The sequence below is a fragment of the Luteimonas lutimaris genome (assembly GCF_039537065.1).
Taxonomy (GTDB): Bacteria; Pseudomonadota; Gammaproteobacteria; order Xanthomonadales; family Xanthomonadaceae; genus Luteimonas; species Luteimonas lutimaris.
Genome location: NZ_BAAAZU010000010.1, coordinates 54,662 through 81,079, shown reverse-complemented (window position 1 = coordinate 81,079; position 26,418 = coordinate 54,662). Strand labels below are relative to the sequence as shown.

The window sequence follows — 26,418 nt, the reverse complement described above, 5'->3', positions numbered from 1 at the left end:
TCTGTGCGCGCGGCCGCGGATGCGTCGGATCTGGCCAGGCCGGTGACCTCGTAGCCGACGGCAACGAGTTCGGGGATGACGCAAGAACCAATGTGGCCCGTGCCACCAGTGACCAGAGCGAGCACGTCGACGCTCCTTGCAGGTGATGTACCCAATCTAGTCCCGCGGCCTGCATCTGATTAGTCGGCAATCGGGGTTATGACTATCCCGCCAACGGGAAAATCGCCGGGAGGCCCCATGAGCCGCAGCCGCCTCTTCACGCTATCGAGCGGAGCACGCCACCGTCGACCCGCAACACGGCACCAGTGGTGGCAGAGGCCTGTTTCGAGCATGCGTAGACAACCATGTTGGCGACCTCTTCGGTCGTGGCGAAGCGGTTGATCAGCGTCGTCGGACGTTGCTCCCTCAGGAAGTTCTGCTCGGCTTGCGCCGGCGTGATGCCCTGCTTCTCGGCGGTGGCCTTCATCCAGTTGGAAAGGATTTCCGAGTTGGTCGGGCCGGGAACGACCGCGTTGACGGTGACACCCGTGCCGGCGACGAGTTCGGTCAGCCCTCGCGAAACGCCGAGCACCGCGGTCTTGGTGACGCCGTAGTCGATCATCTCCCTGGGAATGTTGAGTGCGGACTCGCTGCTGATGAACACCACGCGACCCCAGCCGCGCGCCTTCATTCCGGGCAAGTAATGGCGCGCGGCGCGCACACCGCTCATCACGTTGAGCTGGAACAGGTCCAGCCATTCGTCGTCATCCTGCAAAAAAAAGTCGTTTGGCCGCGCCGTACCCGCGTTGTTGACCAGGATGTCGGCATCCGGGGCCCGCTCGAACAATCCGGCGGAACCCTCCGGCGTCGCGACGTCGGCGGCCACGCCGGACAAGTCGGCGTCCGGCAGCAGCGCGCGCATCTCCCGCAGTGTCGCGGCGACTCTTTCCTCGGTGCGTCCGTTGATCACCACCGACGCGCCCGCGCCCGCCAGCCCTTCGGCAATCGCGCGACCGATGCCGGCGGTGGATCCGGTGACAATGGCCTTGCGGCCGGTGAGATCGATTTTCATGGTGTGTTCCCGTGGGTCTGGTGAGTACGTGGCATCTGTCGCCGCACCGAACCTAATCCCACCGCCGGCAATTGATTAGCCGGCAATTGGGGATAAGATCATCCCGCCAACGGCAAAATCGCCGGGAGGCCCCATGAGCCGTGATCTCAATGACACCCTGGTGTTCGTTAAGGTGGTCGAACTTGGCAGCTTCACTGCCGCTTCCCGGACGCTGCACCTGCCCAAGACCACGGTCAGTCGCAAGGTGCATGAGCTGGAAGAGCGACTGGGCGCACAGCTGTTGCATCGAACAACCCGCAAGCTCGGATTGACCGAGGCCGGAAACATCTATTTCACGCATTGCCAGCGCATCGCGCGCGACCTCGACGAGGCGGAAAGCGCGGTGTACCAGCTGCGGAGCGGACCACGGGGCTGGCTGCGCGTGACCACGACGCACCCGTTGGGCAACATCTGGGTCGCGCCCCTGCTAAGCGAATTCCACGCGCGCCATCCAGACGTGCGCGTGGAACTGCTGCTGAGCAACGACAATCTCGACATCATCGCCGGCGAGATCGACGTGGCGCTGCGCGTGGGTACGCTGCCCGATTCAAACCTGGCAGCGCGCAGGCTCGCGGTGTTCAGCACCGCGGCCTACACCTCGCCGGGCTACATCGAGCGCTTCGGCGAGCCGCTTCATCCCGACGAGCTGATCAACCATCGCACGCTGACACAGACCAACCACCGCAACAGCAGTTCCTTTGCCTGGAAACTTGGCGACGGCAAGGGCAAGCCACGCGACTTCCCGGTCGAACCCGTGATGGTCGCGAACGACCCCGGCCCGCTGCGCGCCATGTTGCTGGGCGGCGAGGGAATCATGCTCACCAGCGACGTGATGGTGCGGGCCTACGTCGAGAAGGGCCTGGTGCAGCGGACGCTGTCGGGCTGGCGTGGCCCGGACGTCGCCGTCCATGCGCTGTTCCCGCGCGGACAGGTGCAGTTGCCCAAGGTGCGCTCGTTCGTCGACTTCCTGGTCGAACATCTGAACGTCGAAGACAACTACAAGCGCACGTTCGGCGACGACACTCCAGCCGCCTAGCCACCTGCCGGCGGCCTTGCGGAATGGAGTGCCGTAGCACCTCGCGGGTCAGATCTGCGCCAGGCCGCCGTCGACCGCGAGCTCGCTGGCGGTCATGAAGCTGCTGTCATTCGACGCGAGGAATGCCGCCCCCGCCGCGACTTCCGTCGGTTCGGCCATGCGCTGGAGTGGATTCATCGAGGCGAACATCTTCAGGCCTTCCTCGCCCACCGCGGCCTTCGCCAGTTCGGTCGCCGTCGGCCCGGGCGACAGCACGTTGACCCGGATGCCGGTGCCCTTCAGGTCCTCCGCCCAGCTCCGCGCGAGGTTGCGTACCGCTGCCTTGCTCGCGCTGTAGACGCTGAATGCCGGGGCGCCCGTGGTGCCGGAGCTCGATCCGGTCAGGATGATCGAGCCGCCCTGGCCCATCAGCGGCAGTGCCTTCTGGACCGTGAGGATCGTGCCCTTCACATTGGTGTCGAAGGTGTCGTCGATCTGCTCGACGGTGATCTCGCCCAGCGGAAGCACGCCTCCCGTGCCGGCATTGGCGAAGACGATGTCGAGGGTTCCGCGCTCTGCCTCCACCTGCGCGTAAAGCCGGTCGAGGTCGGCCGGGTCGGAAATCGAACCCCGTACCGCACGGGCATTGGGTCCGAGTTCGGCCAGGGCCGCGTCGAGCGCTTCCTGCCGGCGGCCGAAGATGAAGACGAATGCGCCGTCCTCGATGAAGCGTTTTGCCGCCGCGATGCCGATGCCGGTGGCGCCGCCGGTAATCACGGCGGTTTTCCCATTGAGTTTGTTCGTGGTCATTTCATGGATCCTTCGTTGGGGGGAGTCAGTACTTGTGGAGCAGTGATTCACGCCGTGGGCCGATCACGCTCGCCGTGATGGCCATGCATCGCTCACGGCTCCTTCTTGAACAGGTCCTGGAAGATCAGCGGGCCCCAGGTCTTGCCCCGGGCCTGCACCAGCGTGCCGCCTTCGTCGAGCTTCCCGAGATACACGGGCGCGAAGCCGAGTCGCTTGGCAAGGTCCGCGACCTGCGCTGCGGCAGCTTCGTCGTCGCTCGACAGGAACACGACGCGGTGGCCGCCCTCCACGTTCGGGTCGGTGGCCAGGGTGCGTGCAAGCAGGTGGTTGAAGCCCTTCACGAACCTGGCGCCGGGGAAAGCCCTGGCGGCGAAAGACGTGGACGGGAGGCCGTCGAGATCTTCGACGGGGTCGTTCGTGTTCATCGCGTCGATGATCGTCTTGCCCTGCCAGTCCGGGAGAGCCTTGGCGACGTCCCGGTGTCCCTCGAACAGGACCGCCAGGATGATCACGTCCGCCTTGGCTGCTTCCTGCAGCGTCCGGGGGATGACCTTGGGCCCGATCGCCTGCGCCTGCGGCAACAGTGCTTCGGGCGGGCGTCGGCTGGCGACGGTGACTTCGATGTTGTTGCGGGCGAAAGCGCCGGCGAGGGCCTGGCCTATGGAGCCGAAACCGATGATTGCGTAGCTCATGACGATGATCCTTTTCGGTAGGGGAGTAAGTGGGCCGGCCCGTTCGAGCCGGCTGCCCAACCGATCTGGGTCGCTTGACGCATCAACACAATTGACGAAACATCGCTAAATACGATCTATTTTCTGGATACCGGTGCTCGACAACGTCACCATCAACCAGCTGCGTGCGTTCGTTGCGGTATGCGATCAGGGAAGCTTCTCGGGTGCGGCGCGGAAGCTCGGGCGCGCGCAGTCGGCCATCAGCCATGCGGTCAAGGCGCTGGAAAGCGCGTTCGATGTCGAACTGTTCGAGCGCAACACGCGCAAGGCGCAGCTCAGCGCGGCGGGGCGCAGCCTGTTGCCGGACGCACGGGCGGTGATCTCACGCGTCGAAGAAATGAAGAACCGCGCCGGCGCGATCGCCAAAGCCGGGGTGCCGCAGGTTTCGGTCGCGGTCGATGCCTACTTCCCGCGCGCCCGCCTGACCGACTGCCTGCGGACGCTGCAGGCGGAGTTCCCGACCGCGGCGATCAACCTGCGAATCACGACCATGCAGGGCGGCGAGAACCTCGTGCTCGAAAAGACGTGTGCCCTGGCGATCACGATCGAGAACGTGCCGGAGGTGAACCCGGATGCCATCGAACGCAGCTGGCTGTGCGAGGCGGAGATGGTGACCACATGCGCGCCATCCCATCCACTCGCTTCGGTAACCGGCCCGATCCCGATGGACGAACTCGGCCTGCACGTCCAGGTCGTCGTCACGGACAACCAGCCCGAAGCGGAGAAGACCCAGCGGGGCGTCGCCGGAAAGCGCCAGTGGCTGGTCAATGACCTCGGCGCCAAGCGCGACCTGCTCAAGGCCGGTCTTGGCTGGGGGCACCTGCCGCGACACCTCGTCGCCGATGACCTGGCGGGCGGGCAGCTCGTCGAACTCGAACGTCGCGCCTGGCACATCCGCCCGCTGACGTTCGTGGTCTCGCAGCGTCGGGGCCACGATCTCTCACCGTGCGAATCGCGGCTGGTCGAGATTCTTGGCAAGCCTTGGCCGTAGGCTGGGTTGGCTCCATCAACCCAGCATCAACCTCGCGCGAACGCTGGGTTGATGAAGCCAACCCAGCCTACGGCGCCGCTGGCCGGGATCGTGGGGGAGACCAGCGTGGCGATGCGAACACGCAGCAGGTGGTCGGCAGGCCGCGTTTCCTCAGGCGGGCGCGTGGTCCGCGGCGATCGTGCGCGACGTGGACGCAGGCAGGCCCGCTTCGTCCGCGAAGTCGCTCCACTGCGCCACCGCATCGCGCACCTGCGACAGCGCATCACGCGCGCCGACCACGCCGAAGCGCTTGGCTACGGCCATCAGGTCGTCGCGCGTGATGCCGTCGAACTTGCCGTTGACGCCCATCAGGTGCTGGTAGGTCCATTCGCCGTTCGGGTTGTAGGCGTGGGTGACGTCGTAGGCGGGGGCGAGTTCCCAGCGGCCGCCTTCGCGCAGCAGGAAGGCGTGGTTCTTGGTGTGGTCGTCGCAGTTGCGGGCCATGACGTTGAAGGCCATGCGGCGCAAGATTTCGGTGTGCGCGTCGTCGCCGAGTTCGAGTTGCCCTGCAACGAGGAACAGCTGCTCGTAGGCGTGGGTGCCGCGCTGGTTGTAGTCCAGGTGCTGCATGGCGCACAGCGACTGCACGTGGTGCTTGCGGTTGCCGTCGCGGTCGAAGCGGCGGGTCATGAAGTGGGCGCGGTCGTTTTCTTCCAGCAGGCGGCAGGGCTCCATCACGATGCCGGCGGCGCGCGCCATCAGGTGGTAGGCGTACTCGATGCGGCTGTAGTCCGCGCCCGTGCCCAGTTCCATGTCCTTGCCGACGCCGTCGAACTTGAGCAGCCAGTGTTCGAAGCCTTGCGCGGCGTCGAACTGCCCGCTGCGCAGCTCTCCGGTTTCGGGATTCCAGGCGACCACCGCCTTGGCGCGCGCGCCGCCGGCCGAGGTGCCGACGCGGATGATGTTGGCCAGCGCGGCCTGCGCGTGCGCGTCGTCGGACAGGTCGCCGTGCAGCACCTGACGCGCGGCCTCGACCAGCGACTTCATCCGCAGCGGCTCGGCGCTCTCGCTGTGCGAACCGCGCGCGGGGCGGAACTCCAGCGCGCCCATGCCGCGCTTGCCCATGTAGGCCAGGCGGTCGAGTGCGGTGACAGCGCTGGCGGCGACGCCGTGGCGCGCCATCCAGGCGTCGATCAGGGCGTTGCCGAAGGCGTCGGGCAGGGCGTCGGCAAGCAGGCCGGGCAGGCCGTGGAAGCTGTTGCGCGGCAGGTCGGGGAACAGGAAGACGGATTCCGCCGCGTCGGTGGGCATGGTCAGCGGGGCGAGTTCGATGCCCTGCCGGCGCCAGGCCGGGTCGTATTCGAAGGCGTAACAGCCGGCCTGCGGGTCGGGCGCGACGGCGCCGACGCGCTGGTCCCAGAGGCGGACCTCGATGACCGGGGTGTCCACGGGGCGCTCGCGGCTACTTCGCCGTCGCGGCCTTGCGGCGCGGGCGGCCGACGCGGCGGCGTTCGCGCTCGGGGCGCTGGCGCAGCAGCGCCATCGGGCTGACCGAGGCGACCGGCGACAGGGTGTCCAGCCAGTCGAGGCGGTCGAGCGCGCGCAGCACCTGCAGCAGGGTCGACAGGCTGGAGCCGCGCCCGGCCTCGAGGTTGCGCAGCGCCTTTTCGGACACGCCGGCCTTGTCGGCCAGGGTCAGCTGGTCGAGGTCGCGGGCCAGGCGCAGGCGGCGCAGCTGGTCGCCGAGCCGGGCCTGCAGTTCGTCGATGTCGGGGATAACGGTATTCATTCGGTACTTCTCAGCCTGTAGCGAGAAAAAATGAAGATTCCGGTCGGATAGTACCAGTTGAAATCATGAATATCCGTTGTTCATAACCGGTGGATATCTGCCGTTTCAGTAATATTTACTCTCAAATGGCAGGAATCAACCGTTTGATGAGGTCTTTCTCGTAATTCCCTCCACGTGGGCGCAGAAGCCGGCCACGAACCCGCGCAGGCGCCGTTCGATGCCGGCATCGACGATGCGGCCGTCGGCGTCGAACACGTCCCCGGCCCGCGCCACCATCAGTCGCCCCTCGAACCACGGGGCCGTGCCGAGGGTGCGCAGCACCGGCAGCCAGCCGTTCTGGGCGAGCTGGGTGCCGAAGCCGCCGGGCGAGGCGCCGAGCACCGCGACCGGCTTGCCGCCGAACACCCGCGCGATGTCCGCGGCCGGGCGCGACATCCAGTCGATCGCGTTCTTGAACACGCCCGGGATGCCGTTGTTGTACTCGGGCGTGGCCAGCAGCAGGCCGTCGGCCGCGGCGACGGCGTCCTTCAGCGCGGCCACCGCGGGCGGGATGCCCTCGGCCGCTTCCACGTCGCCGTCGTAGAGCGGCACGCCGTGCAGCGTGCGTGCGTCGATATGGCTGCCGTCAGGCACCAGCCCCGCCGCCGCACGCAGCAGCGCGGCATTGAACGAACCGCGGCGCAGGCTTCCGCACAGTCCGACGATGTTGGCCATGGAACGCATCCTCGTTTGCCGGTGGCCACGCGCCGTGCGCGGCCTGTCGCGATCTTGGCACCATCGCGCATGACGTGTGCGGGTGGAGGGCGGGGTGGATCAACGGCGACCGCGCAGCGGCCACGGCCCCATGCTGGCCAGCACGCCGTCGCGCCGGATCAAACCATGGAACAGCGCCGCGGCCAGGTGCAGCAGGAACGTGGCGAACAGCAGCAGCGCCAGCCAGTGGTGGGCGCCGCGCAGCACGGCGAACAGCGCCGCGTCGCGCGGCAGGATCGGCGGCAGGTGGATGCCCGCGGACAGCGTGACCGGATAGCCCGCCGCCGACAGCATCGCCCAGCCGCTGAGCGGCATCAGCAGCATCAGCGCGTACAGCAACCAGTGCGACAGGGTGGCCGCGCGCCGCTGCAGCGGGGGAAGGTCGGCGGGCAACGGCGGCGGCCGGTGACGCAGGCGCGTGTAGATGCGCAGCAACACCAGCACCAGGATCGCGGCGCCCAGCGGCTTGTGGATCGCCAGCAGCAGCGCATACGCGGACGACGTGGTAGACAGCATGCCGATGCCGATGAACAGCATCGCCACCACCAGCGGCGCCATCAGCCAGTGCAGCAGGCGCGCGCGGGCGTGGAACGGGGGCGTTTGCGTGCTCATGGCCGTGCCTCCGATGCGGTGGCGGCGTGCGTGGTGCCGGGCGCACCGGGGTGCGGGCCTTCGCCGGAGCGGCGCCGCAGCGAGGCGGCATAGACGGCCGAGCGCGCCGCGAGCAGGGGATCGTCGGATGCGGCGATGCCCGCCGGCAGCACCAGCGGATCGAAGGTGACGTCGCGGCAGGGGCCGGCAGGCTCGGCCAGCGCCTGCTCGATTACCAGCGTGCCGACATCGACCTGCTCGCGATCTTCCGGCCACTGCACGGTGGCGTTGTCGGTGCGGTCGCCGGGTTCGGCCAGTGTCACCAGCAGGTGCCAGCGCTGCGGTCCGCGGCGCAGGCGCTCGAACAGTTCGTTGAACAGGAAATCGTGGTCACGCGCGTTCATCGCATCGAAGCGGTCGCGATCGATCGCGGAAAACTGCGCCTCGGGCACGAGCGACCAGCGCAACGTGCGCGTCGCGCCCTCGGCGTCGATGAAGCGGAACGCGTTGATCGAGTGGTAGCTGCCGTTGGCGAAGCTGGACGGAATCGGCCGCGAGGCCATCAGCGCGTTGAAGGCGCGCGTTTCCGGGTGCGCGGCCATGAACGCCGCGACCTTGTCCGGATCGGGCTTGCCGGTCGCCGGGTCGGGCGTGGTCGCGCGCTGCAGCGCCACGAAGTCGCGCACGTTGCCGACCGGGAACAGCGGCACGCTGTTCATCGCCGTGCGCCAGGTGCTGCCGTCGCGGGCGGTGAGGTCCAGCGCCAGGCTGCGCGGCGCGGGCACGCCATCGGGCGCGTACGGCGAGCCGACGGCCAGCGCGAAGCGGCCGAACACCGGCGTGCGACCGGGCGCGAACACCGCCGCCTTAGACAGCGCCTGCCCACGGCCGTTGCTCTCGAAATGGCCGACAACGCACACGCCCTTCTCGTGCGCGCGGCGGAAGCCGGGGTGGTCGCCGTTGTGGCGTTCGAGCACGTCGGCGACATCGGCGCCCGACAGGCGCGAGGGCGACAGCCAGCCGGCGGTCCAGGCGAACGCCAGCGCGAGGAGGCCGACGGTGAGCGCGATCGCGCCGAAGCGGGCGACCATCGGGCGTCGCCGGCGCCACAGGCGTCGCAGCGACTGCGGGGAGGGGAGGGAAGGCGGCATCGTGGTTCCTGCGTGGCGTTCGATGGCTGTGGGACGCGCCGGGTGCCGGTTTATTCCGTCGGATTCCACCGTGTTGGGCACCGTTCACGCGCAGGGAATAAACGCCGCTCTCATGCGTCGTACCCTGCGACCGGCGGAGAAACGCCGCCCATGCGATGGGACCGATGACACCGTGAACACGATCGACGACGACGAACTGCGCGCGCTGCTGCCGTCGCTGCGGCGCTTTGCGCTGTGGCTGTCGCGCGACGCCACCGAGGCCGACGACCTGGTGCAGGCCAGCCTGGAGCGGGCGCTCTCGCGCTGGTCCACGCGTCGCGGCGACGGCAGCCTGAAGGCATGGCTGTTCTCGATCCTGCACCGGCAATTCCTCGACCAGCGCCGCCGCGCGGGCCGCTGGCGCAACGTGCTGGCGCTGTTCGGCAACGAGCCGGTCGCCGCGCCCTCGGCGGAGGAAACCTTCGTGGCGCGCACGTCGCTGGAGGCGTTCGACGCGCTGGCCACCGATCATCGCGCGGTGCTGCTGCTGGTGGTGGTGGAAGGACTGGCCTACCAGGACGCCGCGCAGGCGCTGGGCGTGCCGGTCGGCACGGTGATGTCGCGGCTCTCGCGCGCCCGCGCCGCGTATCGCAAGCTCACCGGCGACGAACCCGGCGATACCCGGCTGCGGAGGATCGGATGAATACCCGGATACCCGACGACGACACCCTGCAGGCCTACGTCGATGGCCAGCTTGATGAGCCGCGGCGGCGCGAGGTGGAGACCAGCCTGGCCGCGCAGCCGGCGCTGGCCGCGCGCGTGGCACAGTGGCAGCGCGATGCCGCCGACCTGCGCGCGGCGCTGGCCGGCGACCTGGCGCGGTCGCCGCAGCCGCGGCTGGATCCGGCGTCGATCCGGCGCACGCGCCGCAAGCGGACGCGGCAGCGCCTCGCGCTGTGCGCGTCGCTGGTGCTGGCGCTGGGCGTGGGTGGCGTGGGCGGCTGGCAGGCGAAGACCGCGCGAGTGGCGGCCGCCGCGCCGCCGATGGACGATGCGATCGCCGCCTACCGCATCTTCGCCACCGACCGCACGCGGCCGGTGGAAATGGATGCCAGCCGCGGGCCGGAACTGCAGGCCTGGCTGTCCGCGCGCCTGGGGCGGCCGATGTCGCTGCCCGACCTGCAGCCCTACGGCTTCGCGCTGCTCGGCGGGCGCATGCTCGCCACCCCGGACGGCGCCGCGGCGATGCTGATGTACCAGGATGCGGACGGCCGGCGGGTGAGCTTCTACGTGCGCCCGAGCACGCGCTTCGCCGATGCGCGCGGCAGCCGCCGCGACGAAGGCCTGGCGCTGCGCTACTGGTACCGCAACGGTTACGGCTTCGCCGTGGTCGGCCGCGCCGACGATCCGCAGACGCTGGCGGTGCAGGAGGCGATTCCGCCGGCGGTGTGAGGCGGGCGTCTCTGACCGGATCGTCCGTTTCCGGGTGCTAAGGTCGCGGCTCGTCCCGCAGCAGGAGTCCCGTGAGCACCTACGCGCTCCAGTCCGTGTTCGCGCCGGCCTCGGTGGCCGTGGTGGGGGCGAGCCCGCGCGAGCGCTCGCTCGGGCGGCTGGTGCTGCGGCAGCTGCGCGACGGCGGCTTCACCGGGCCGGTGGGTCTGGTCAATCCGCATTACCGCGAGATCGACGGCATGGCGGCCGCTCCGCGGCTCGATGCACTGGGATTCGCGCCGGAGCTGGTGGTGATCGCCGTGCCGCCTGGGGACGTGGCGGCGGCCGCCGCAGCCGCGGCCGACAACGGCGCCAGGGCGGCGATCGTGCTGACCCGCGGCATGGGCGCGGGCGCGGGTTCGCACAATGCCGCGCTCGAGGCCGTCGCGCGGCCGCGCGGGCTGCGCGTCGTCGGCCCCAACTGCCTGGGCGTGATCGCGCCGCACGCCCATCTGTTCGCCAGCTTTGCCGCGCACCGGCCGCTGCCGGGCGACCTGGCGCTGGTGTCGCAGTCCGGCGCGGTGGCGGCGGGCATGCTGGAGTGGGCGCGCCCGCGCGGAATCGGGTTCTCGGCGGTGGCGGCGCTGGGCGACGCGCTCGACGTCGACTTCGGCGACCTGCTCGATTATTTCGCCGTCGATCGCCACACCCGCGCGATCCTGCTGTACCTCGAGCACGTGCGCGATGCGCGCAAGTTCCTCTCGGCCGCGCGCGCGGCGGCGCGCGGCAAGCCGGTGGTGGTGGTCAAGCCCGGCCGCCACGTCCGTGCGCCGGTCGATGCGCAAACCCACATCGCCCGCCTGGCCACGCCCGATGCCGCCTACGACGCGGCCTTCCGGCGCGCCGGCCTGCTGCGCGTGCATGCGCTGGACGAACTGTTCGCCGCGGCCGAAACGCTCTCGCACCTGGGCAACGTGCCCGGCAAGCGGCTGGCGGTGCTGACCAACGGCGCCGGTACCGGGATGCTGGCGCTGGACCGGCTGGTGGACCTGGGCGGTGTGCCGGCGGTGCTGTCGGCGCAGACGGTCGAAACGCTCGATGCCGCGTTCCCGCGCGGCTGGTCGCGGACGAACCCGGTCGACATGCTCGGCGACGCCGACGGCGAACGCTACTTCGCTGGCCTGCAGGCGCTGCTGGCCGACCGCGACAGCGACGCGGTGCTGGCGATGCACGTGCCGACGGTGCTGTCGCAGCCGCGCGACACCGCCGCCGCGGTGGTGCGCGCGCTGGAATCGCGGCCCGGCGGCGCGCGCAAGCCGACGCTGGCGGTGTGGGTGGGCGGAGACGAACAGGCCACGGCCGCGCTCAACGCCGCGGGCGTGCCGACCTACGCCTCGGAAGCCGAGGCCGTGGGCGGCTTCATGTATCTGGTGCGCCACCGCGAGGCGCAGCAGGCGCTGATGGAAACACCGCCGAGCCTGCCCGAGGATTTTGTCGTCGACAGCGAAACCGCACAGGCGGTGGTGGCCGAAGCGCTCGCCGGCGGGCGGGAGTGGCTGGAACCCGATGCGGTGTCGCGTCTGCTCGCGGCCTACGGCATCGCCTTCGTCCCCGCGCTGCCGGCGGCCGACGCGGACGAGGCGGTGCGCATCGCCACGCCACTGCTTGCCGAAGGCGGTACGGTCGCAGTGAAGCTGCTGTCGCCCGACATCGCGCACAAATCCGACGTCGACGGCGTGCGGCTGGACCTGGGCAGCGCTGACGCCGTGCGTGCTGCCGCGCAGGACATCTTGCGCCGTGCCCGCGCACGCCGTCCCGACGCGCGCATCGAAGGCGTGCTGGTGCAGCCGATGGCGCTGTGGCCCAGGGCGCGCGAGGTGATCACCGGCATCGCCGACGATGCCGTCTTCGGCCCGGTGATCGTGTTCGGCCGCGGCGGCACCGCGGTGGAGGTGATCGACGACAAGGCGCTGGCACTGCCACCGCTGGACCTGCGGCTGGCGCACGAGCTGGTCGCGCGCACCCGCGTGTCGCGCATCCTCAAGGCCTACCGCGACGTGCCCGCAGCCGACGAAGACGCGCTGGCGCTGGTGCTGGTCAAGCTCGCGCAGCTGGCGGCCGACATTCCCGCCGTGCGCGAGCTCGACATCAATCCGCTGCTGGTGGACGCCGACGGCGTGGTCGCGCTGGATGCGCGCGTGGCGGTGGCGCCGTCGCGGCAGCTGCATCGCGGCCGCGGCCATCCGCGCTTCGCGATCCTTCCGTATCCGAAGGAGTGGGAACGCAGCATCACCCTGGCCGACGGCCGCGAAGCATTCGTGCGCCCGGTGCGGCCGGAGGACGACGCGATGTTCCGCGCCTTCTTCGCGCGGGTGAGCGCGGAGGACCTGCGCCTGCGCTTCTTCCGCGCGGTGCGCGACTTCAGCCACGACTTCATCGCCCGGCTGGTGCAGCTCGACTACGCACGCTCGATGGCGCTGGTGGCGATCGACGCGGAAAGCGGCGAGATGCTCGGCGCCGTGCGCCTGCTGGCAGACGCCAACTTCGACCGCGGCGAGTACGGGATCATGGTGCGCTCCGACCTCAAGGGCGCCGGCATCGGCTGGAAGCTGATGGAGGCGATGATCGAGGTTGCGCACTGGCTCGGCCTCAACCTCGTCGAAGGCCAGGTGCTGCGCGAGAACAGCACCATGCTGTCGATGTGCCGGCACCTGGGGTTCACCGTGGTGCCCGATCCCGAGGACGCGACGCTGATGCTGGTGACGCTGCCGGTGGGCGACAAGACACAGGGGTCATCGGCCGCCACTGCGGGATAATCGGCGCATGCGCAAGATCCTCCACGTCGACATGGACGCGTTCTACGCGTCGGTCGAGCAGCGCGACGATCCGTCGCTGCGCGGGCGGCCGGTGGTGGTGGCCTGGCGCGGCGCGCGTTCGGTGGTGTGCGCGGCCAGCTACGAGGCGCGGGTGTTCGGCGTGCGCTCGGCGATGCCGGCGGTGCGCGCCGAGCGGCTGTGCCCGGACGCGGTGTTCGTGGCGCCGGACTTCGCGCGCTACAAGGCGGTGTCGCGGCAGGTGCGCGAGATCTTCCTGCGCCACACGGATCTCGTCGAACCGCTGTCGCTCGACGAGGCCTACCTCGACGTCACCGCGCCGAAGATTCCCTCGCCCAGCGCAACCGCCACCGCGCAGGCGATCCGCGCGCAGATCCGCGCGGAAACCTCGCTCACCGCCTCGGCCGGCGTGGCACCGAACAAGTTCCTGGCCAAGATCGCCTCGGACTGGAACAAGCCCGACGGCGTGTTCGTGGTGCGTCCGTCGCAGGTCGAGGCGTTCCTGACGCCGCTGCCGGTGGCGAAGATTCCCGGCGTGGGCAAGGTGATGGAGAAGAAGCTGGCGGAGCTGGGCATCGCGACCGTCGGCGATCTGCGCATGCATCCTGTCGAGGAACTGCAGTCGCGCTTCGGCAGCTTCGGGCGCCGCCTGCACCTGCGCGCGCAGGGCATCGACGAGCGCGCGGTGCAGCCGGACCAGCCGGTGCAGTCGATCTCGGCCGAGGACACCTTCGAACGCGACCTGCTGCTGTACGATTTCGAGGCCGACATCCGCCGCCTCGCCGAAAAGACCTGGCTGGCGACGCGCAGGACCGAGCGCGTCGGCCGCACGGTGGTACTCAAGCTCAAGACCGCACAGTTCCGGATCCTGACCCGCAGCCACACCCCGGAATTCCCGCCCGCGTCGCTGGAGGAACTGACCACGATCGCGCTGTCGCTGCGTGACCGCGTCGACCTGCCGCCGTCAACGCGCTACCGGCTGGTCGGCGTGGGGCTGTCGGGCTTCCGCGAGCGCGGCGAGGGCGACGGCCAGGGCAGCCTGTTCGACGACGACCTGCCGTCCGTCCCGGCGCCCCCGGATCGGTAGGAGCGGCTTCAGCCGCGAGCCCTTCGCCAACGCACCGGATCCATGGCGGCGTCGGCGGGTGGAATCCCTGCCGTTCCTCCCGGGCCTCGGCGCGGCGATATCCCGGGAGAAGAGCTCGCGGCTGAAGCCGCTCCTGCAGAAAAGCAGGGCGACGCGGTGCCGTGCGTCAGCGCGTCGGCGACCAGCGCAGGCTCAGGCCGTACTCGCGGCCGGGCTGGTTGTACCAGGCCACGGTTTCGTAATCGCGGTCGAACACGTTGTCCACGCGCGCCTCCAGCGTCCAGTCCGGATTGAAGGCATACGAGGCGCGCAGGTCGAACGTTGCGTAGCCGCCCAGGCGCACGGTGTTGGCGGCATCGTCGAAGCGGTGGCCGGCGCCCTTGAGGCTGGCGCCGAACGCGAACGCGCCGAACGCGCGGTCGACGTCGACGCGGCCGGTGTCGCGCGCGCGCCGGGCCAGCAGGTTGTCGCGTACCGGTCCGTTGCTGCGGTTGCGCGGGTCGGTGTGGCTGAGCTGGAGCGAGGCATCCCAGCCCAGCAGCGTGGTCGCGACCGTTGCTTCCGCGCCACGGATGCGCGCGTGCTCGATGTTCTGCGGCACGAAGTCCGCGTCGAGCGTGATCAGGTCGTCGACGGTGGTTTCGTACATGTCGAGCGTCCAGCGCCAGCCGTCCCGGTCCTGGCGGACGCCGAGGTTGGCCGTCTTCGAGCGCTCCGGTTCCAGCTCGGGATTGCCGCTGCCGAACGGGAAGTACAGCTCGTTGAAGGTCGGCGCCTTGAAGCCGGTGGCGTAGCTCGCGTTGAGGCGAAGGCCGGAGCCGAGCGCCATGCCCCAACCCAGCCCGCCGGTGGTGTGGTTGCCGAACTGTTCGTTGTCGTCGTTGCGCACGCTGGCCTGCAGCCGGTGCGCGCCGAACGAGCCCTGGTATTCGACGAAGCCGCCGACGTTGTCGCGCTCCTTGACGGTATAGGCGGTCTCGCTTTCGATCGTGTCCTGCAGCCAGTCGACGCCGACACTGATCAAATGGCCATCGGAAACGCCGACGTCGGCCTGCACCGATGCCGAATCGCGCCTGGTGTCGATCGCGCCGACGTAGTCGCGCGTCCCGGCGTTGTGGTCGGCGAAGTAGGTGTCCGACTTGTCGTAGCTGCGGCCGACTTGGGCGGTCAGGCCGAAAGTGCTGGTCGGGTTGAAGGCCAGCTTGCCTCCCACCACCTGCTGGACGTTCTCCGTTTCGTTGCCGCCGAACAGCGTGCCATCGTATTCGTTGCTGCTTTCGGCGCGCAGTGCGTTGGCTTCCAGTGCGAGCGTGTCGGTCAGGTCGACGCCACCGCGCAGGCCGACGGAGCGGTTGCGGTAGCCGTCGCGGTCGGGTTCGTCCGCGTAGCAGCCCTGGAACAGCGTCGCCGAGCCGTTGCAGGCATTGATGCCGTCGGTGCGCTGGTAGGCGACGTCGGCGCCGAACCAGCCGCGTTCGCCGCTGCCGCCGATGCCGGCGCTGCCTTCGCGCAGGCCGTGGCTGCCGATTCCCACGCGCAGGCGCGGGGTGAAGGCACCCGCGTCGCGGCGGGTGAAGATCTGGATCACGCCGCCGATCGCCTCGGAGCCGTACAGGCTCGAACGCGGGCCGCGCACGATTTCGATGCGGTCGACCTGGTCGATCGGCAGGTCCTGGAACGCGGTGAGCCCGGCGGTGGCCGAGCCGACGCGGACGCCGTCGACCAGGACCAGCACGTGGTCGGATTCGCTGCCGCGCATGAACACCGTGCTCAGCTTGCCCGGCCCGCCCTGGTTGCCAATGTCGATGCCGGCGCGGCCGCGCAGCAGGTCGGTGACGCTGCGCGCCTGGCTGCGCACGATCTCGTCGTGGCCGATGACCTGGGCCGGGAACAGGCTGTCGGCCAGGGCCACCTGCGTGCGGGTGGCGGTCACCACCACTTCGTCGAGGTCGGTGGCTGCCGCCTCGGCATGGGCCAGCGACGGGGCAAACAGGGTGCCGGCAATGGCCAGCGCGAGGATCCGGGACTGCATGGACGCTTCTCCATTCGCGTGCACCCGCGCACGCGAAACAGGGTGGAAAGCCTGCGCGGGATGCGCGGGGCCCTTGCGAGGCCGCGCAGGCGCGCACGGCGCTTGCGATGGACTCGCATCCGCTTGCGGAGAGAAGGACGGGGGCCGCGGGGTCGGGGCGAGGGCACGCGCCGGCATCGCCGCCACGATGCCCTCCGCATCGCAATCGGACGGGGTCGGTGGACCCCTGCTTCGTGGCCGGTCTCCGGACTGGCGAGTTGGAGTGCTGGACTCCGGCCGCGGCGCCTTCCCGTGCGGGCCCGTTGCGGGCCTGGACAGTGGCGGATGCGTTGGCGCGACTCACTTACCGTTGCGGGGGCAGTGCCGGAATGGTCGTGGCGCGATGCCCGTGGGGCACGCGGAAGACTTCACCGGCTTCCCGTTTCAACCCGTTGGCGGATGCCGCCGGGTCACCGCGAAGCGGGGCGATTGTACGCCATGGCGTGGCGGTGGGGTGCCGTTTGGACGGATGGCAGGGCGCTCCTGCAAGAGTTGCTTCAGCTGTGGGCGCCTGCACTCTCTTTGAAAGAGTTCTTCCGCCAATGAAGTCAGTGGGTGCTCCGATCGCCAGCCGAACCGCGATCTGACGGGCCCTGCTGCGGCCGGCAGGCCTTTGGGGGAATGTCCCCCGGCTTCCGCCTGCGGCGAAAGCCTCCTCCTTGATTTCCCCCAAAAGCCTGCCGGCCGCAACGGGGCATCGGATTGCAGGCTTGCGTGGATGGCCTTGCTTTGCTTCCCGTAGCAGCCGCCGCAACGCTTGCAGCGCGGGGACGGATGGCTTTGGGGCGAAATCAAGGAGGAGGCGGCGGCCGCAGGCCGTCGTCGGGGGACATTCGCCCCGGAGCCATCCGTACCCGCGCCCGGCGATCGCCTCGGTAGAGCTTTCGCTCTCCCCGGCAAAGAATCTTGGGAAAGAGCGGAATGCGGGATTGTTGTCGTCGACTGACCTCGACTTCCGGGCACCCGGTCTTCAAAGCCCGCGGCTGAAGCCGCTCCGGTGAAAGCGTTCAGTCGTCGGGCTGGTCGAAAAGGCGGGGCGACGGCATCGGGTCGTCTTCCTGCATCACCGTCGTGGTCACCGGCGCGGCGGCGGGACGGTTGCGCGGCGGCGGCAGCTCGGCGATCGCGGCTTCGGCGGCTTCCACCAGTTCCGCGCGGCGTTCACCGGGCACTTCCTGCCAGTGGCAGTCGCGCAGGGCGCCTTCCAGCGCGTAGAGCAGGTTGAGGCTGGGCCGGAAGCCGGCGCGCTTGACGCGCATGAAGGCGTCCACCGGTCCGGCTTCGGCCAGGTCCTCGGGCGTGCGCAGGCCGACCTGGCGCAGCCAAGCCGCGCTCTTCGGGCCGATGTTGCGCATTTTCAGCGGGGGCGTGCTCATCGGCGCGCTCCCGCATGCGGCGCGCGCTGCGGCCGCTTCGGACTGCATGGAAATCCATGGCCATGCCGCGTGGGTGTGGCGGCTTCCCGCCCGATCATGCGCAGCTTCATTCGTCTACCCCAATGACCGCACGTAGATGCGTGCGATCTCTTCCAGTCCCCTCTGGTCTTCAACGTCGAAACGGTCCGGATCCGGACTGTCGAGGTCGAACACGCCCACCAGCGCGTCGTTGCGCAGCAGCGGCACCGCCAGTTCCGAGCGCGAGGCGGAGTCGCAGGCGATGTGACCGTCGAAGGCATTGACGTCGGCCACGCGCTGGGTCTGCCCGCTGCGCGCGGCCGCGCCGCACACGCCCTTGTCGAGCGGGATGCGGATGCACGCCGGCTGGCCCTGGAACGGGCCAACGACCAGCTCGTTGCCGTCGAAGAAATAGAAGCCGACCCAGTTGAGCCGCGGCAGCGCGTGGTACACGAGTGCCGACAGGTTGGCAGCGTTGGCGATGCGGTCGCGCTCGCCGGCGACCAGCGCGCGGGCCTGCTCGGCCAGTTGCGCGTACTGCTCGGGCTTGCTGCCGCTTAGACTGTGCGCGGTGAACATGCCCTGCAGTCTAGCAGCGATGGCCGCGCGGGCCTTCCGCGCGGGACACGCGGGAACGGAGGCGCGATGACCGGACCGGATGACGCACGCGAACCGCGGATGGCCGACGGCTTCGTCCATCGCGGCCGCAACGTGACGCGGCTGGAGGCCTTCGTCGATGCCGCGTTCGCATTCGCGGTGACGTTGCTGGTGATTTCCATCGACGCGATCCCCGACAGTCGCGAGGCGCTGGTGCTCGCGCTCAAGGCGGTGCCGTCGTTCGCGGTGTGCTTCGCGATGATCGCGATGTTCTGGGCCGCGCACGCGCGCTGGAGCCGGCGCTACGGTTTCGACGACACCGCCAGCACCGTGCTCAGCCTGCTGCTGGTGTTCGTGGTGCTGGTGTACGTGTATCCGCTGCGGCTGCAGTTCGGCGTGTTCTTCGCCTGGGTCACCGATGGCTGGCTGCCGTCGCCGATGCGGGTCGAGAGTGCTGGCGACGTCGGTTTCATGTTCCTGGTGTACGGACTGGCGTTCGCGATGATGTCGCTGTGCATGGCGGGGCTGTACCTGCATGCCTGGCGGCGGCGTGCGCAACTCGGGCTGGATCGCAACGAACGGGCCGGGACGGTGGCGGAAATCACCATGTACGGGTTCTTCGTCGCGGTGGCGGCGGTGTCGATCGCGCTGGCCGCGTGGGCACCATCGCATGCACCGCAGCTGGTCGGGATCGCCGGGATGGTGTACGCGCTGCTGATGCTGACCGGCGTGGTCGAGTCGCGGGCACGGCGCCGCGCGCTGGCGCGGGACGTGGGCGCATGAGCGCGGCGGGCGTGTTCGTCACCGGCACCGACACCGGCGCCGGCAAGACCACCGCCAGCGCCGCGCTGCTGCATGCGCTGCGCGGTCGCGGCCTGCGCGCGGTGGGGATGAAGCCGCTGGCCAGCGGCTGCACCCGCACCGCCGGCGGCTGGCGCAACGACGATGCGCTGGCGCTGCAGGCCGCCAGCGATCCGCGTCCCGACTACGACGACGTCAATCCGTTCGCGCTGCCGCTGCCGGTGGCACCGGAGTTCGCAGCGCGCGACGCCGGCATCGAGGTGGCGCTGGCGCCGATCCTGGCCGCGCACGCGCGGCTGGCGTCGCGGGCGGACTTCGTGCTGGTCGAGGGCGTGGGTGGGTGGCTGGCGCCGCTGGCCGCAACGCTCGACCACGTCGACCTGGTGCGCGCGCTGGACCTGCCGGTGGTGCTGGTGGTGGGCATGCGCCTGGGCTGCCTCAACCACGCGCGGCTGAGCGCGCGCGCGATCGAAGCCGACGGCGTGCGCCTGGCCGGCTGGATCGCCAGCGAAGTCGACCCGGACATGGATCGCCGTGACGAAAACTTCGACGCCCTGCGCGACCGCCTGCCGGCGCCGTGCCTGGGCAGGTTGCCTTGGAGCCCGTCGCCGGAAACGGCGGCGCTGGCCGGAAAGCTGTACACGCCGCCCCTGATCGGCGGCTGAAAATCCTGACTTCCGGCACGGTGGACGGTCCGTGCCCGATGCTACACTGGCGGGTACAGGAATTGCCGTACCCGCCCCCCACAGGCCGGCACCTATCTCCCCGGAGCCCCCACTCATGACGATGCACATCCGTACGCTGGCAGTCGCCGGCGCGATCCTCCTGCTGTCCGCCTGCGGAAAGGGCGACGAGGCCGGGCCCGGCGGCGAAGCCGGCGCGATGCCGCCCCCGCAGGTGGGCGTGGTGGTGGCGAAGAAGACCACCGTGTCGCTGCAGCAGGAAATGGTCGGCCGGCTGGCGCCGTACCGCAGCGCCGACGTGCGTGCGCGGGTGCCCGGCGTGCTGCAGAAGCGCGTCTACGAGGAAGGCAGCGACGTGCGCAAGGGCGACCAGCTGTTCGTGATCGATCCCGCGCCGCTGCGCGCCGCGCTCGGCCAGGCCCAGGCCTCGCTGGCGCAGGCCAACGCCAGCTACGCCAACGCCAAGGCCAGCGCCGACCGCGCCCGCCAGCTGTTGCCGCAGAAGTTCATCTCCAAGTCCGACTACGACAACGCGCTGGCCGCCGAGCGCAGTTCGGCGGCGGCGATCCAGGCCGCCAAGGCCTCGGTGGACGCTGCCCAGATCAACCTGGGCTACGCCACCGTGCGCGCGCCGATCGACGGCCGCGCGGGCAAGCAGCAGGTCACCGAGGGCGCGCTGGTCGGGCAGGGCACCGCGACCCTGCTGACCACGGTCGACCAGATCGATCCGCTGTACGTGAACTTCTCGATGAGCGTGTCCGAACTGGCCCGGGCGCGCGGCCTGCAGTCCAGCGGCAAGGCGCCGCAGGTCAAGGTGCGGCTGCCCGACGGCACGCTTTACGAGCGCGCCGGCGAACTCGACTTCTCCGGCGACATCGTCGATCCGGAAACCGGCTCGGTGGCGCTGCGTGCGGTGCTGCCCAACCCCGACAAGCAGCTGCTGCCGGGGACTTTCGTGTCCTTCGACATCACCCTCGGGCAGGTTCCGGACGCATTCCTGGTCCCGCAGGTCGCCGTGCAGCGCGACGCCAAGGGCGCCTACGTGCTGGTGGTGGGCGACGACGGCAACGTCGCGCGCAAGGACGTCGACGCCGACCGCGCCCAGGGCAGCAACTGGGTCGTGACCCGCGGCCTGGCCGGCGGCGAACGGATCATCGCGTCCGGCTTGCAGCGTGCCCAGCCCGGCCAGCCGGCCAAGGCCGAACCGTTGCAGGCAGCACCAGCCGCCGCCGGTGCACAGGCGCCCGCGAAGGCGCCGGCAGGCGAGGCGGGCGACAAGCCGCAGGGCGACGACGCCGCGGACAAGGACTGACCGGCCATGTCACGTTTCTTCATCAACCACCCGGTCTTCGCCTGGGTCATCGCGATCCTGATCACGCTTGGCGGCGTGCTCGCGATCAACGGCCTGGGCATCGAGTCGTATCCCAACATCGCGCCACCGCAGGTCACCGTGTCGGCGACGTATCCCGGCGCCAGCGCGGAGACCACCGAGGGCGCGGTCACGCAGGTCATCGAGCAGCAGATGACCGGCATCGACAACCTCGACTACTTCAGCTCGTCGTCGAGCTCCAGTGGCCATGCGCAGATCACGCTGACCTTCAAGCCGGGCACCGACCCGGACATCGCCCAGGTGCAGGTGCAGAACAAGGTCGCGCTGGCGACCCCGCGGCTGCCGTCGGAAGTGACCCAGCAGGGCGTCGTGGTGGCCAAGGCCAACCCCGGCTTCCTGATGGTCGCGGCGCTGCGTTCGACCAATCCCGCCTACGACAAGGACGCGCTGGCCGACCTGATCGCCGCGCGCGTGCTCGACCAGATCTCGCGTACGCCCGGCGTTGGCAGCACCCAGCTGTTCGGCGGCGAGTACGCAATGAACATCTGGCTCAACCCGGACAAGCTGCAGGGCTACGGCCTGTCGGCAAGCCAGGCCCTGGCCGCGGTGCGCGGGCAGAACGTGCAGTTCGCGGCCGGTTCGGTCGGCGCCGAGCCCTCGCCCGAGGGCCAGGCGTTCACCGCGACGGTGTCGGCCGAGGGCCGCTACAGCACCGCCGAACAGTTCGGCAACATCATCCTGCGCGCCGACAGCGACGGCACCACGGTCCGGCTCAAGGACGTGGCGCGGGTCGAGAAGGGCGCATCGGCCTACGGCTTCGACCTGCAGTGGAGCGGCACGCCGGCGTCGGGCTTCGCGGTGCAGCTGGCGCCCGGCGCCAACGCCCTGGGCGTGGCCGACCTGGTGCGCGACCGCATGGACGAACTGCAGGCGACCTTCCCGGAAGGGGTGACCTGGTTCTCGCCGTACGACAGCTCGACGTTCGTGAAGATCTCGATCGAGGAGGTCGTCAAGACCCTGGTCGAGGCGATCGTACTGGTGTTCCTGGTGATGCTGATCTTCCTGCAGAACCTGCGCGCGACGATCATCCCGACGCTGGTGATCCCGGTGGCGCTGATGGGCACGTTCGTCGGGATGTGGATGATCGACTTCACCATCAACCAGCTCAGCCTGTTCGGCATGGTGCTGGCGATCGGCATCGTGGTGGACGACGCGATCATCGTCATCGAGAACGTCGAACGCATCATGACCGAGGAAGGCCTGTCGCCGAAGGACGCCACGGTCAAGGCGATGGGGCAGATCAGCGGCGCGGTGGTCGCGGTCACGGTGGTGCTGGCGGCGGTATTCGTGCCCAGCGCGTTCCAGGCCGGCAGCGCGGGCGAGATCTACAAGCAGTTCGCGATCACCATCGCGATGGCGATGGGCTTCTCGGCGTTCCTCGCGCTGGGTTTCACCCCGGCGCTGTGCGCGTCGATGCTCAAGCCCACCGACCACCACGACAGCCGCAACTTCATCTTCCGCGGCTTCAACAAGATCTACGACAAGGTTGCCGCTACCTATGTCGGCCACATCACCAGCGCCGTGCGGCATGCGCCGCGCTGGATGCTCGTGTTCGCAGGGCTGGCGCTGCTGTGCGGCTTCCTGTTCACACGCATGCCGGGCAGCTTCCTGCCCGAGGAAGACCAGGGCTACGCGCTGGCGATCGTGCAGCTGCCGCCGGGCGCCACGCTCAACCGCACCAAGCACGTGTTCGAGCAGGTGCGCGGCACGATCGAGAAGATGGACGGCTACGAGGGGATGATGCAGATCTCCGGCTTCAGCTTCGTCGGCCAGGGCGAGAACGTCGGCATGGCCTTCATCAAGCTCAAGCCGTGGGGCGACCGCAAGATCACCGCGCAGGAGTTCATCGAGCAGGCCAACGGCGCGCTGTACGGCATCCGCGACGCGCAGATCTTCGTGATCAACCTGCCGACGGTCAATGGACTTGGCCAGTTCGGTGGCTTCGACATGTTCCTGCAGGACCGCGGCGGCAACGGCCGCGAAGCGCTCGGGCAGGCGATGGGCCAGCTGCTGGGCAAGGCCGGGCAGGACACGGCGCTGACCGGCGTGCGCCCCAATTCGCTGGCCGATGCGCCGCAGCTCAAGCTCGACGTCGACCGTACCCAGGCGCAGGCGATGGGGTTGTCGGTGACCGACATCTACAACGCCATCAGCCTGATGCTGGCGCCGGTGTACGTGAACGACTTCAGCGATGGAGGCCGCGTCAAGCGCGTGACCATGCAGGCCGACCGCGACTACCGGACCGGCCCCGAATCGCTGTCGCGGTTCTACACCCCGGCGACGGGCGGCGGCGCCGACGGCAGCACCAACGCGATGATCCCGATCTCGAACGTGGTCCACAGCCAGTGGACTACGTCGCCGCCGTCGCTGAGCCGCTACAACGGCTACGCCGCGGTGGAGATCGTGGGTTCGCAGGCGCCCGGGCACAGCTCCGGCGAGGCCATGGCCGCGATGCAGGAGATCGTCGACAACGACCTGCCCGAAGGTTTCGGCTACGACTGGACCGGCCAGTCCTACCAGGAAATCCTGTCGGGCAACCAGGCCACGATGCTGATGGTGCTGTCGATCCTGGTGGTGTTCCTGTGCCTGGCGGCGCTGTACGAAAGCTGGTCGGTGCCGGTCGCGGTGCTGCTGGTAGTGCCGCTTGGCGTGCTCGGCGCGGTGACGCTGTCGCTGCTGCGTGGCCTGCCCAACGACATCTACTTCAAGATCGGCCTGATCACGGTCATTGGCCTGGCGGCGAAGAACGCGATCCTGATCATCGAGTTCGCGATCGAGCAGCGCCAGCTCGGCAAGCCGCTGGGCGCGGCCACCATCGAGGCGGCGAAGCTTCGTTTCCGTCCGATCCTGATGACTTCGTTCGCCTTCATCATGGGCGTGCTGCCGATGGCCGTGTCCACCGGCGCCGGCGCCAACGCGCGCCATGCGATCGGCACCGGCGTGATTGGCGGCATGCTGTTCGCCACCTTCCTGGGGTTGCTGCTGATCCCGGTGTTCTACGTGGTGGTGCGCAGGCTGCTGGGCGACAAGCTCGACGAGAAGCCCGAGCTGGGCGACAAGCCCGCGATCGCGCACGAGTGACCGCGTGCATCGTCGAAGCCACCGGAAAGGCCGCGGAAACGCGGCCTTTCCTTTTGCCGCGCGTCAGTGCAGTGCGGACACCAGCGCGCCGATACCGACGTTGACCGCGTAGCCGCCGGCCAGCAGGAACGCGAACAGCGCCGCCGCCAGCAGCAGCGGCCTGATCCCCGCCTGTCGGATCGCGCCGGCGTGCGTGCGCAGGCCGAGCGCGGCCATCGCCATCGCCAGCAGTACGGTGTCGAGCCGCACCAGCGCGTCGACCGCGGACGCGGGCATCAGTTGCAGCGAGTTGAAGCCGGCCACGGCGACGAACAGCAGCGCGAACCAGGGCACCACGATGCCGGTCTTCGCCCCGCTGCCCGCGCCGCGCGAAAGCCGCGACGACAGCACCAGCAGGAACGGCGCCAGCAGCATCACCCGCAGCATCTTCTCGATCACCGCGGCGGCGCCGGCGACGTCGCCCACCGCGCGCCCGGCGACGACCACCTGTGCGACCTCGTGGATCGTCGAGCCGGCGTAGACGCCGAAGGCGTGCTCGCCCAGCCCCAGGTGCGGGTACAGCCACGGATACAGGAACATCCCGGCCGTGCCGAACACCACCACCGTGGCCACGGCCACCGACACCTTGTGCGGCTGCGCGCGCACCACCGGCTCGGCCGCCATCACCGCCGCCGCGCCGCAGATCGCGCTGCCGGCGCCGATCAGCATCGCGGTCTCGCGGTCGAGCTTGAACACGCGCGTGCCCAGCAGCACCGCCAGCGAGAACACCGTGCCGACCATCACCACCGCGATCGCGACGCCCTCCACGCCGACCCCGGCGATGTCCTGGAAGGTCAGGCGGAAGCCGTAGAGCACGATGCCGGCGCGCAGCAGCATGCCCTTGGCGAAGTCCACGCCCTCGCCGCAGCGCCCGGCGACCGCCGGGAACACGCTGTTGCCCAGCGCGATGCCGAACACGATCGCCAGCGTCAGCGCACCCATGCCCAGCGCCTGCAGCGCGGGCAGGCGCGCGGCGAGCATGGCGGCGCCGGCCACCGCCGCCGCCAGCGCCAGCCCGGGCCAAAGCGCCATGCAGCGCTGGAGGCGGGCGTGGAATGGCGACGGTTCGGCAATGGCGTGCATCGGGACGTGGGCGCAGTGGGGGTGCGCAAAGGCTAGGCGCCGGCATGGAATGAATCCAATACATATAATTCAGGATCCCATGACTTGGAGTTATCGATGAACCTGCACCTGCTGCGCGTGTTCATGGCCGTGGTCGAGCACCAGGGCTTCTCGCGCGCGGCGCAGGCGCTGCATGTCAGCCAGCCGGCGGTCTCCAAGGGGGTGCGCGAACTGGAATACCAGCTCGGGTTGCCGCTGATCGAACGCGGCACCGCGCGCAGCCGCGGCGTGGTGCTGACCGACCACGGGCAATCGCTGCATCAGCACGCGCGCGCGATCTTCGCCATGGAGCGCACGGCGATGACGGACATCCGCGACCGCGTCGAACTGCGCCGCGGCGCGCTGCGCGTGGGCGCCAGCACCACTGTCGCCGGCTATTGGCTGGCGCCGCACGTGGCGGAATTCGTGCAGCGCTTCGCGGGGGTGGATTTCGCGCTGGAGGTGGGCAACACGGCGGACGTCGGCCATGCCATCGCCGAGGGCCGCATCGACGTGGCCTTCGTCGAGGGCGTGGTGGACGACCCGGGCATCGTCGCCACGCCGTGGCACGACGAGCCACTGCAGGTGGTGGTCGCCGCCGAGGCGAAGCTCGGCGCGAGGCGGCGTGCGTCGGTCGCCGAGCTGTCGCGGCATGCGTGGCTGCTGCGCGAAGCCGGATCCGGGACGCGGCAGGTGGCCCAGCGCCTGCTGCGCCGGCGCGGCATCAAGCCGGTGCGGCTGATCGAACTGGGCAGCAACGAGGCGATCGCGCGCGCCGTCGCGGCCGGCGCGGGCGTGGCCCTGCTGCCGGCGGTCGTGGTGCAGGACCTGGCCGCGATGGGGCGGGTGCGCGTCGTGGGCATGACCGGCGACCCCAACATCCTGCGCCCGCTGTACCGGCTGGAACTGGCCAACCGCCCGCGCGGCCCCGCGCTGCAGGCCTTCGTCGACCTGGTGGACGCCGCGGCGTCGGACCCGCCCCCGTAGGAGCGGCGGAAGCCGCGAGCTCTTCAGTTCCGTCCCGCGCGAT

General features: G+C 69.7%; 23 protein-coding genes, 1 pseudogene and 1 riboswitch. Of the genes and pseudogenes, 11 read left to right on the top strand and 13 right to left on the bottom strand.

Translation table 11 applies throughout. The annotated features are described in order from the left end of the window. A partial coding sequence (locus tag ABD679_RS09750; RefSeq protein WP_344759840.1) for a GDP-mannose 4,6-dehydratase occupies positions 1–125 on the bottom strand: 125 nt, incomplete at its 3' end. 131 nt (positions 126–256) lie between these two features. After that, positions 257–1,051 carry an SDR family NAD(P)-dependent oxidoreductase gene (locus ABD679_RS09745; protein ID WP_344759790.1) on the bottom strand — a complete coding sequence of 265 codons (795 nt, stop codon included), beginning with the start codon at positions 1,049–1,051 and terminating at the stop codon, positions 257–259. 133 nt (positions 1,052–1,184) lie between these two features. On the opposite strand from ABD679_RS09745, the pseudogene ABD679_RS09740 reads away from it, so the two are divergent. Continuing rightward, positions 1,185–2,090 (top strand): annotated as a pseudogene (locus ABD679_RS09740) (LysR family transcriptional regulator); the annotation flags it as partial. Between the two features lie 84 nt (positions 2,091–2,174). Here the strand turns inward: ABD679_RS09740 and ABD679_RS09735 are convergent. Then, complete coding sequence (locus ABD679_RS09735; protein WP_344759789.1) at positions 2,175–2,915, bottom strand: SDR family NAD(P)-dependent oxidoreductase; 741 nt, start codon at positions 2,913–2,915, stop codon at positions 2,175–2,177. Positions 2,916–3,007: 92 nt separating this feature from the next. Then, positions 3,008–3,607 carry an NADPH-dependent F420 reductase gene (locus ABD679_RS09730; protein WP_344759788.1) on the bottom strand — a complete coding sequence of 200 codons (600 nt, stop codon included), beginning with the start codon at positions 3,605–3,607 and terminating at the stop codon, positions 3,008–3,010. Positions 3,608–3,740: 133 nt separating this feature from the next. Between ABD679_RS09730 and ABD679_RS09725 the strand changes: the two genes are divergently transcribed. Next, a complete protein-coding gene (locus ABD679_RS09725) occupies positions 3,741–4,637 on the top strand; it encodes a LysR family transcriptional regulator (RefSeq protein WP_344759787.1) in 897 nt (298 codons plus the stop codon). Between the two features lie 150 nt (positions 4,638–4,787). Here the strand turns inward: ABD679_RS09725 and ABD679_RS09720 are convergent, their stop codons facing one another. From ABD679_RS09720 to ABD679_RS09700, 5 genes are all read right to left on the bottom strand, one after another. Next, complete coding sequence (locus ABD679_RS09720) at positions 4,788–6,065, bottom strand: type II toxin-antitoxin system HipA family toxin (RefSeq protein WP_344759786.1); 1,278 nt, start codon at positions 6,063–6,065, stop codon at positions 4,788–4,790. Positions 6,066–6,078: 13 nt separating this feature from the next. Further along, positions 6,079–6,405, bottom strand: coding sequence for a helix-turn-helix domain-containing protein (locus ABD679_RS09715; RefSeq protein ID WP_344759784.1), 327 nt, complete (start codon positions 6,403–6,405; stop codon positions 6,079–6,081). Between the two features lie 135 nt (positions 6,406–6,540). Beyond that, positions 6,541–7,119 (bottom strand): NADPH-dependent FMN reductase, encoded by a 579-nt coding sequence (locus ABD679_RS09710; RefSeq protein WP_344759783.1) that lies wholly within the window; start codon positions 7,117–7,119, stop codon positions 6,541–6,543. A 99-nt stretch (positions 7,120–7,218) separates the two neighbouring features. Then, on the bottom strand, positions 7,219–7,770 hold the full coding sequence (locus ABD679_RS09705) for a cytochrome b (RefSeq protein ID WP_344759782.1): 552 nt from the start codon (positions 7,768–7,770) through the stop codon (positions 7,219–7,221). Beyond that, on the bottom strand, positions 7,767–8,900 hold the full coding sequence (locus ABD679_RS09700) for a catalase family peroxidase (RefSeq protein ID WP_344759781.1): 1,134 nt from the start codon (positions 8,898–8,900) through the stop codon (positions 7,767–7,769). Before ABD679_RS09700 ends, ABD679_RS09705 begins: the two co-directional genes overlap by 4 nt. A gap of 172 nt (positions 8,901–9,072) precedes the next feature. Between ABD679_RS09700 and ABD679_RS09695 the strand changes: the two genes are divergently transcribed. From ABD679_RS09695 to dinB, 4 genes are all read left to right on the top strand, one after another. Then, a complete protein-coding gene (locus ABD679_RS09695; RefSeq protein WP_344759780.1) occupies positions 9,073–9,582 on the top strand; it encodes a sigma-70 family RNA polymerase sigma factor in 510 nt (169 codons plus the stop codon). Continuing rightward, positions 9,579–10,331, top strand: coding sequence for an anti-sigma factor family protein (locus ABD679_RS09690; RefSeq protein WP_344759779.1), 753 nt, complete (start codon positions 9,579–9,581; stop codon positions 10,329–10,331). The genes ABD679_RS09695 and ABD679_RS09690 overlap by 4 nt, the downstream gene beginning before the upstream one ends. Before the next feature lie 71 nt (positions 10,332–10,402). Next, positions 10,403–13,126, top strand: a complete 2,724-nt coding sequence (locus ABD679_RS09685; protein ID WP_344759778.1) for a bifunctional acetate--CoA ligase family protein/GNAT family N-acetyltransferase — start codon at positions 10,403–10,405, stop codon at positions 13,124–13,126. 7 nt (positions 13,127–13,133) lie between these two features. Beyond that, complete coding sequence (dinB, locus tag ABD679_RS09680) at positions 13,134–14,231, top strand: DNA polymerase IV (RefSeq protein ID WP_344759777.1); 1,098 nt, start codon at positions 13,134–13,136, stop codon at positions 14,229–14,231. Between the two features lie 166 nt (positions 14,232–14,397). Here dinB and btuB read toward each other — a convergent pair whose 3' ends face one another. The 3 genes from btuB to ABD679_RS09665 all read right to left on the bottom strand — a co-directional run bounded on the left by btuB (position 14,398) and on the right by ABD679_RS09665 (position 18,275). Then, complete coding sequence (gene btuB / locus ABD679_RS09675; protein ID WP_344759776.1) at positions 14,398–16,263, bottom strand: TonB-dependent vitamin B12 receptor; 1,866 nt, start codon at positions 16,261–16,263, stop codon at positions 14,398–14,400. 218 nt (positions 16,264–16,481) lie between these two features. Continuing rightward, a riboswitch (cobalamin riboswitch) is annotated at positions 16,482–16,735 on the bottom strand. A gap of 574 nt (positions 16,736–17,309) precedes the next feature. Beyond that, positions 17,310–17,678: a TfoX/Sxy family protein gene (locus ABD679_RS09670; RefSeq protein WP_344759775.1), complete on the bottom strand. Its 369-nt coding sequence runs from the start codon at positions 17,676–17,678 to the stop codon at positions 17,310–17,312. Between the two features lie 114 nt (positions 17,679–17,792). Then, positions 17,793–18,275, bottom strand: a complete 483-nt coding sequence (locus tag ABD679_RS09665; protein ID WP_344759774.1) for a GAF domain-containing protein — start codon at positions 18,273–18,275, stop codon at positions 17,793–17,795. A gap of 66 nt (positions 18,276–18,341) precedes the next feature. Between ABD679_RS09665 and ABD679_RS09660 the strand changes: the two genes are divergently transcribed. The 4 genes from ABD679_RS09660 to ABD679_RS09645 all read left to right on the top strand — a co-directional run bounded on the left by ABD679_RS09660 (position 18,342) and on the right by ABD679_RS09645 (position 24,248). After that, positions 18,342–19,076, top strand: a complete 735-nt coding sequence (locus tag ABD679_RS09660) for a TMEM175 family protein (RefSeq protein ID WP_344759773.1) — start codon at positions 18,342–18,344, stop codon at positions 19,074–19,076. Then, entirely contained in the window at positions 19,073–19,759 is a 687-nt protein-coding gene (bioD, locus tag ABD679_RS09655; RefSeq protein ID WP_344759772.1) for a dethiobiotin synthase, read from the top strand. The genes ABD679_RS09660 and bioD overlap by 4 nt, the downstream gene beginning before the upstream one ends. A gap of 115 nt (positions 19,760–19,874) precedes the next feature. Beyond that, a complete protein-coding gene (locus ABD679_RS09650) occupies positions 19,875–21,089 on the top strand; it encodes an efflux RND transporter periplasmic adaptor subunit (RefSeq protein ID WP_344759771.1) in 1,215 nt (404 codons plus the stop codon). A 6-nt stretch (positions 21,090–21,095) separates the two neighbouring features. Beyond that, entirely contained in the window at positions 21,096–24,248 is a 3,153-nt protein-coding gene (locus ABD679_RS09645) for a multidrug efflux RND transporter permease subunit (protein ID WP_344759770.1), read from the top strand. 63 nt (positions 24,249–24,311) lie between these two features. On the opposite strand, the gene ABD679_RS09640 is transcribed toward ABD679_RS09645, so the two are convergent. Further along, the gene (locus ABD679_RS09640) at positions 24,312–25,370 is read right to left on the bottom strand and encodes a YeiH family putative sulfate export transporter (protein ID WP_425561881.1); all 1,059 of its coding nucleotides are present in this window, start codon (positions 25,368–25,370) and stop codon (positions 24,312–24,314) included. A 96-nt stretch (positions 25,371–25,466) separates the two neighbouring features. Here ABD679_RS09640 and ABD679_RS09635 point away from each other — a divergent pair, with 96 nt between their 5' ends. Then, positions 25,467–26,375, top strand: a complete 909-nt coding sequence (locus ABD679_RS09635) for a LysR family transcriptional regulator (protein WP_344759768.1) — start codon at positions 25,467–25,469, stop codon at positions 26,373–26,375. Positions 26,376–26,418: the final 43 nt, after the last annotated feature.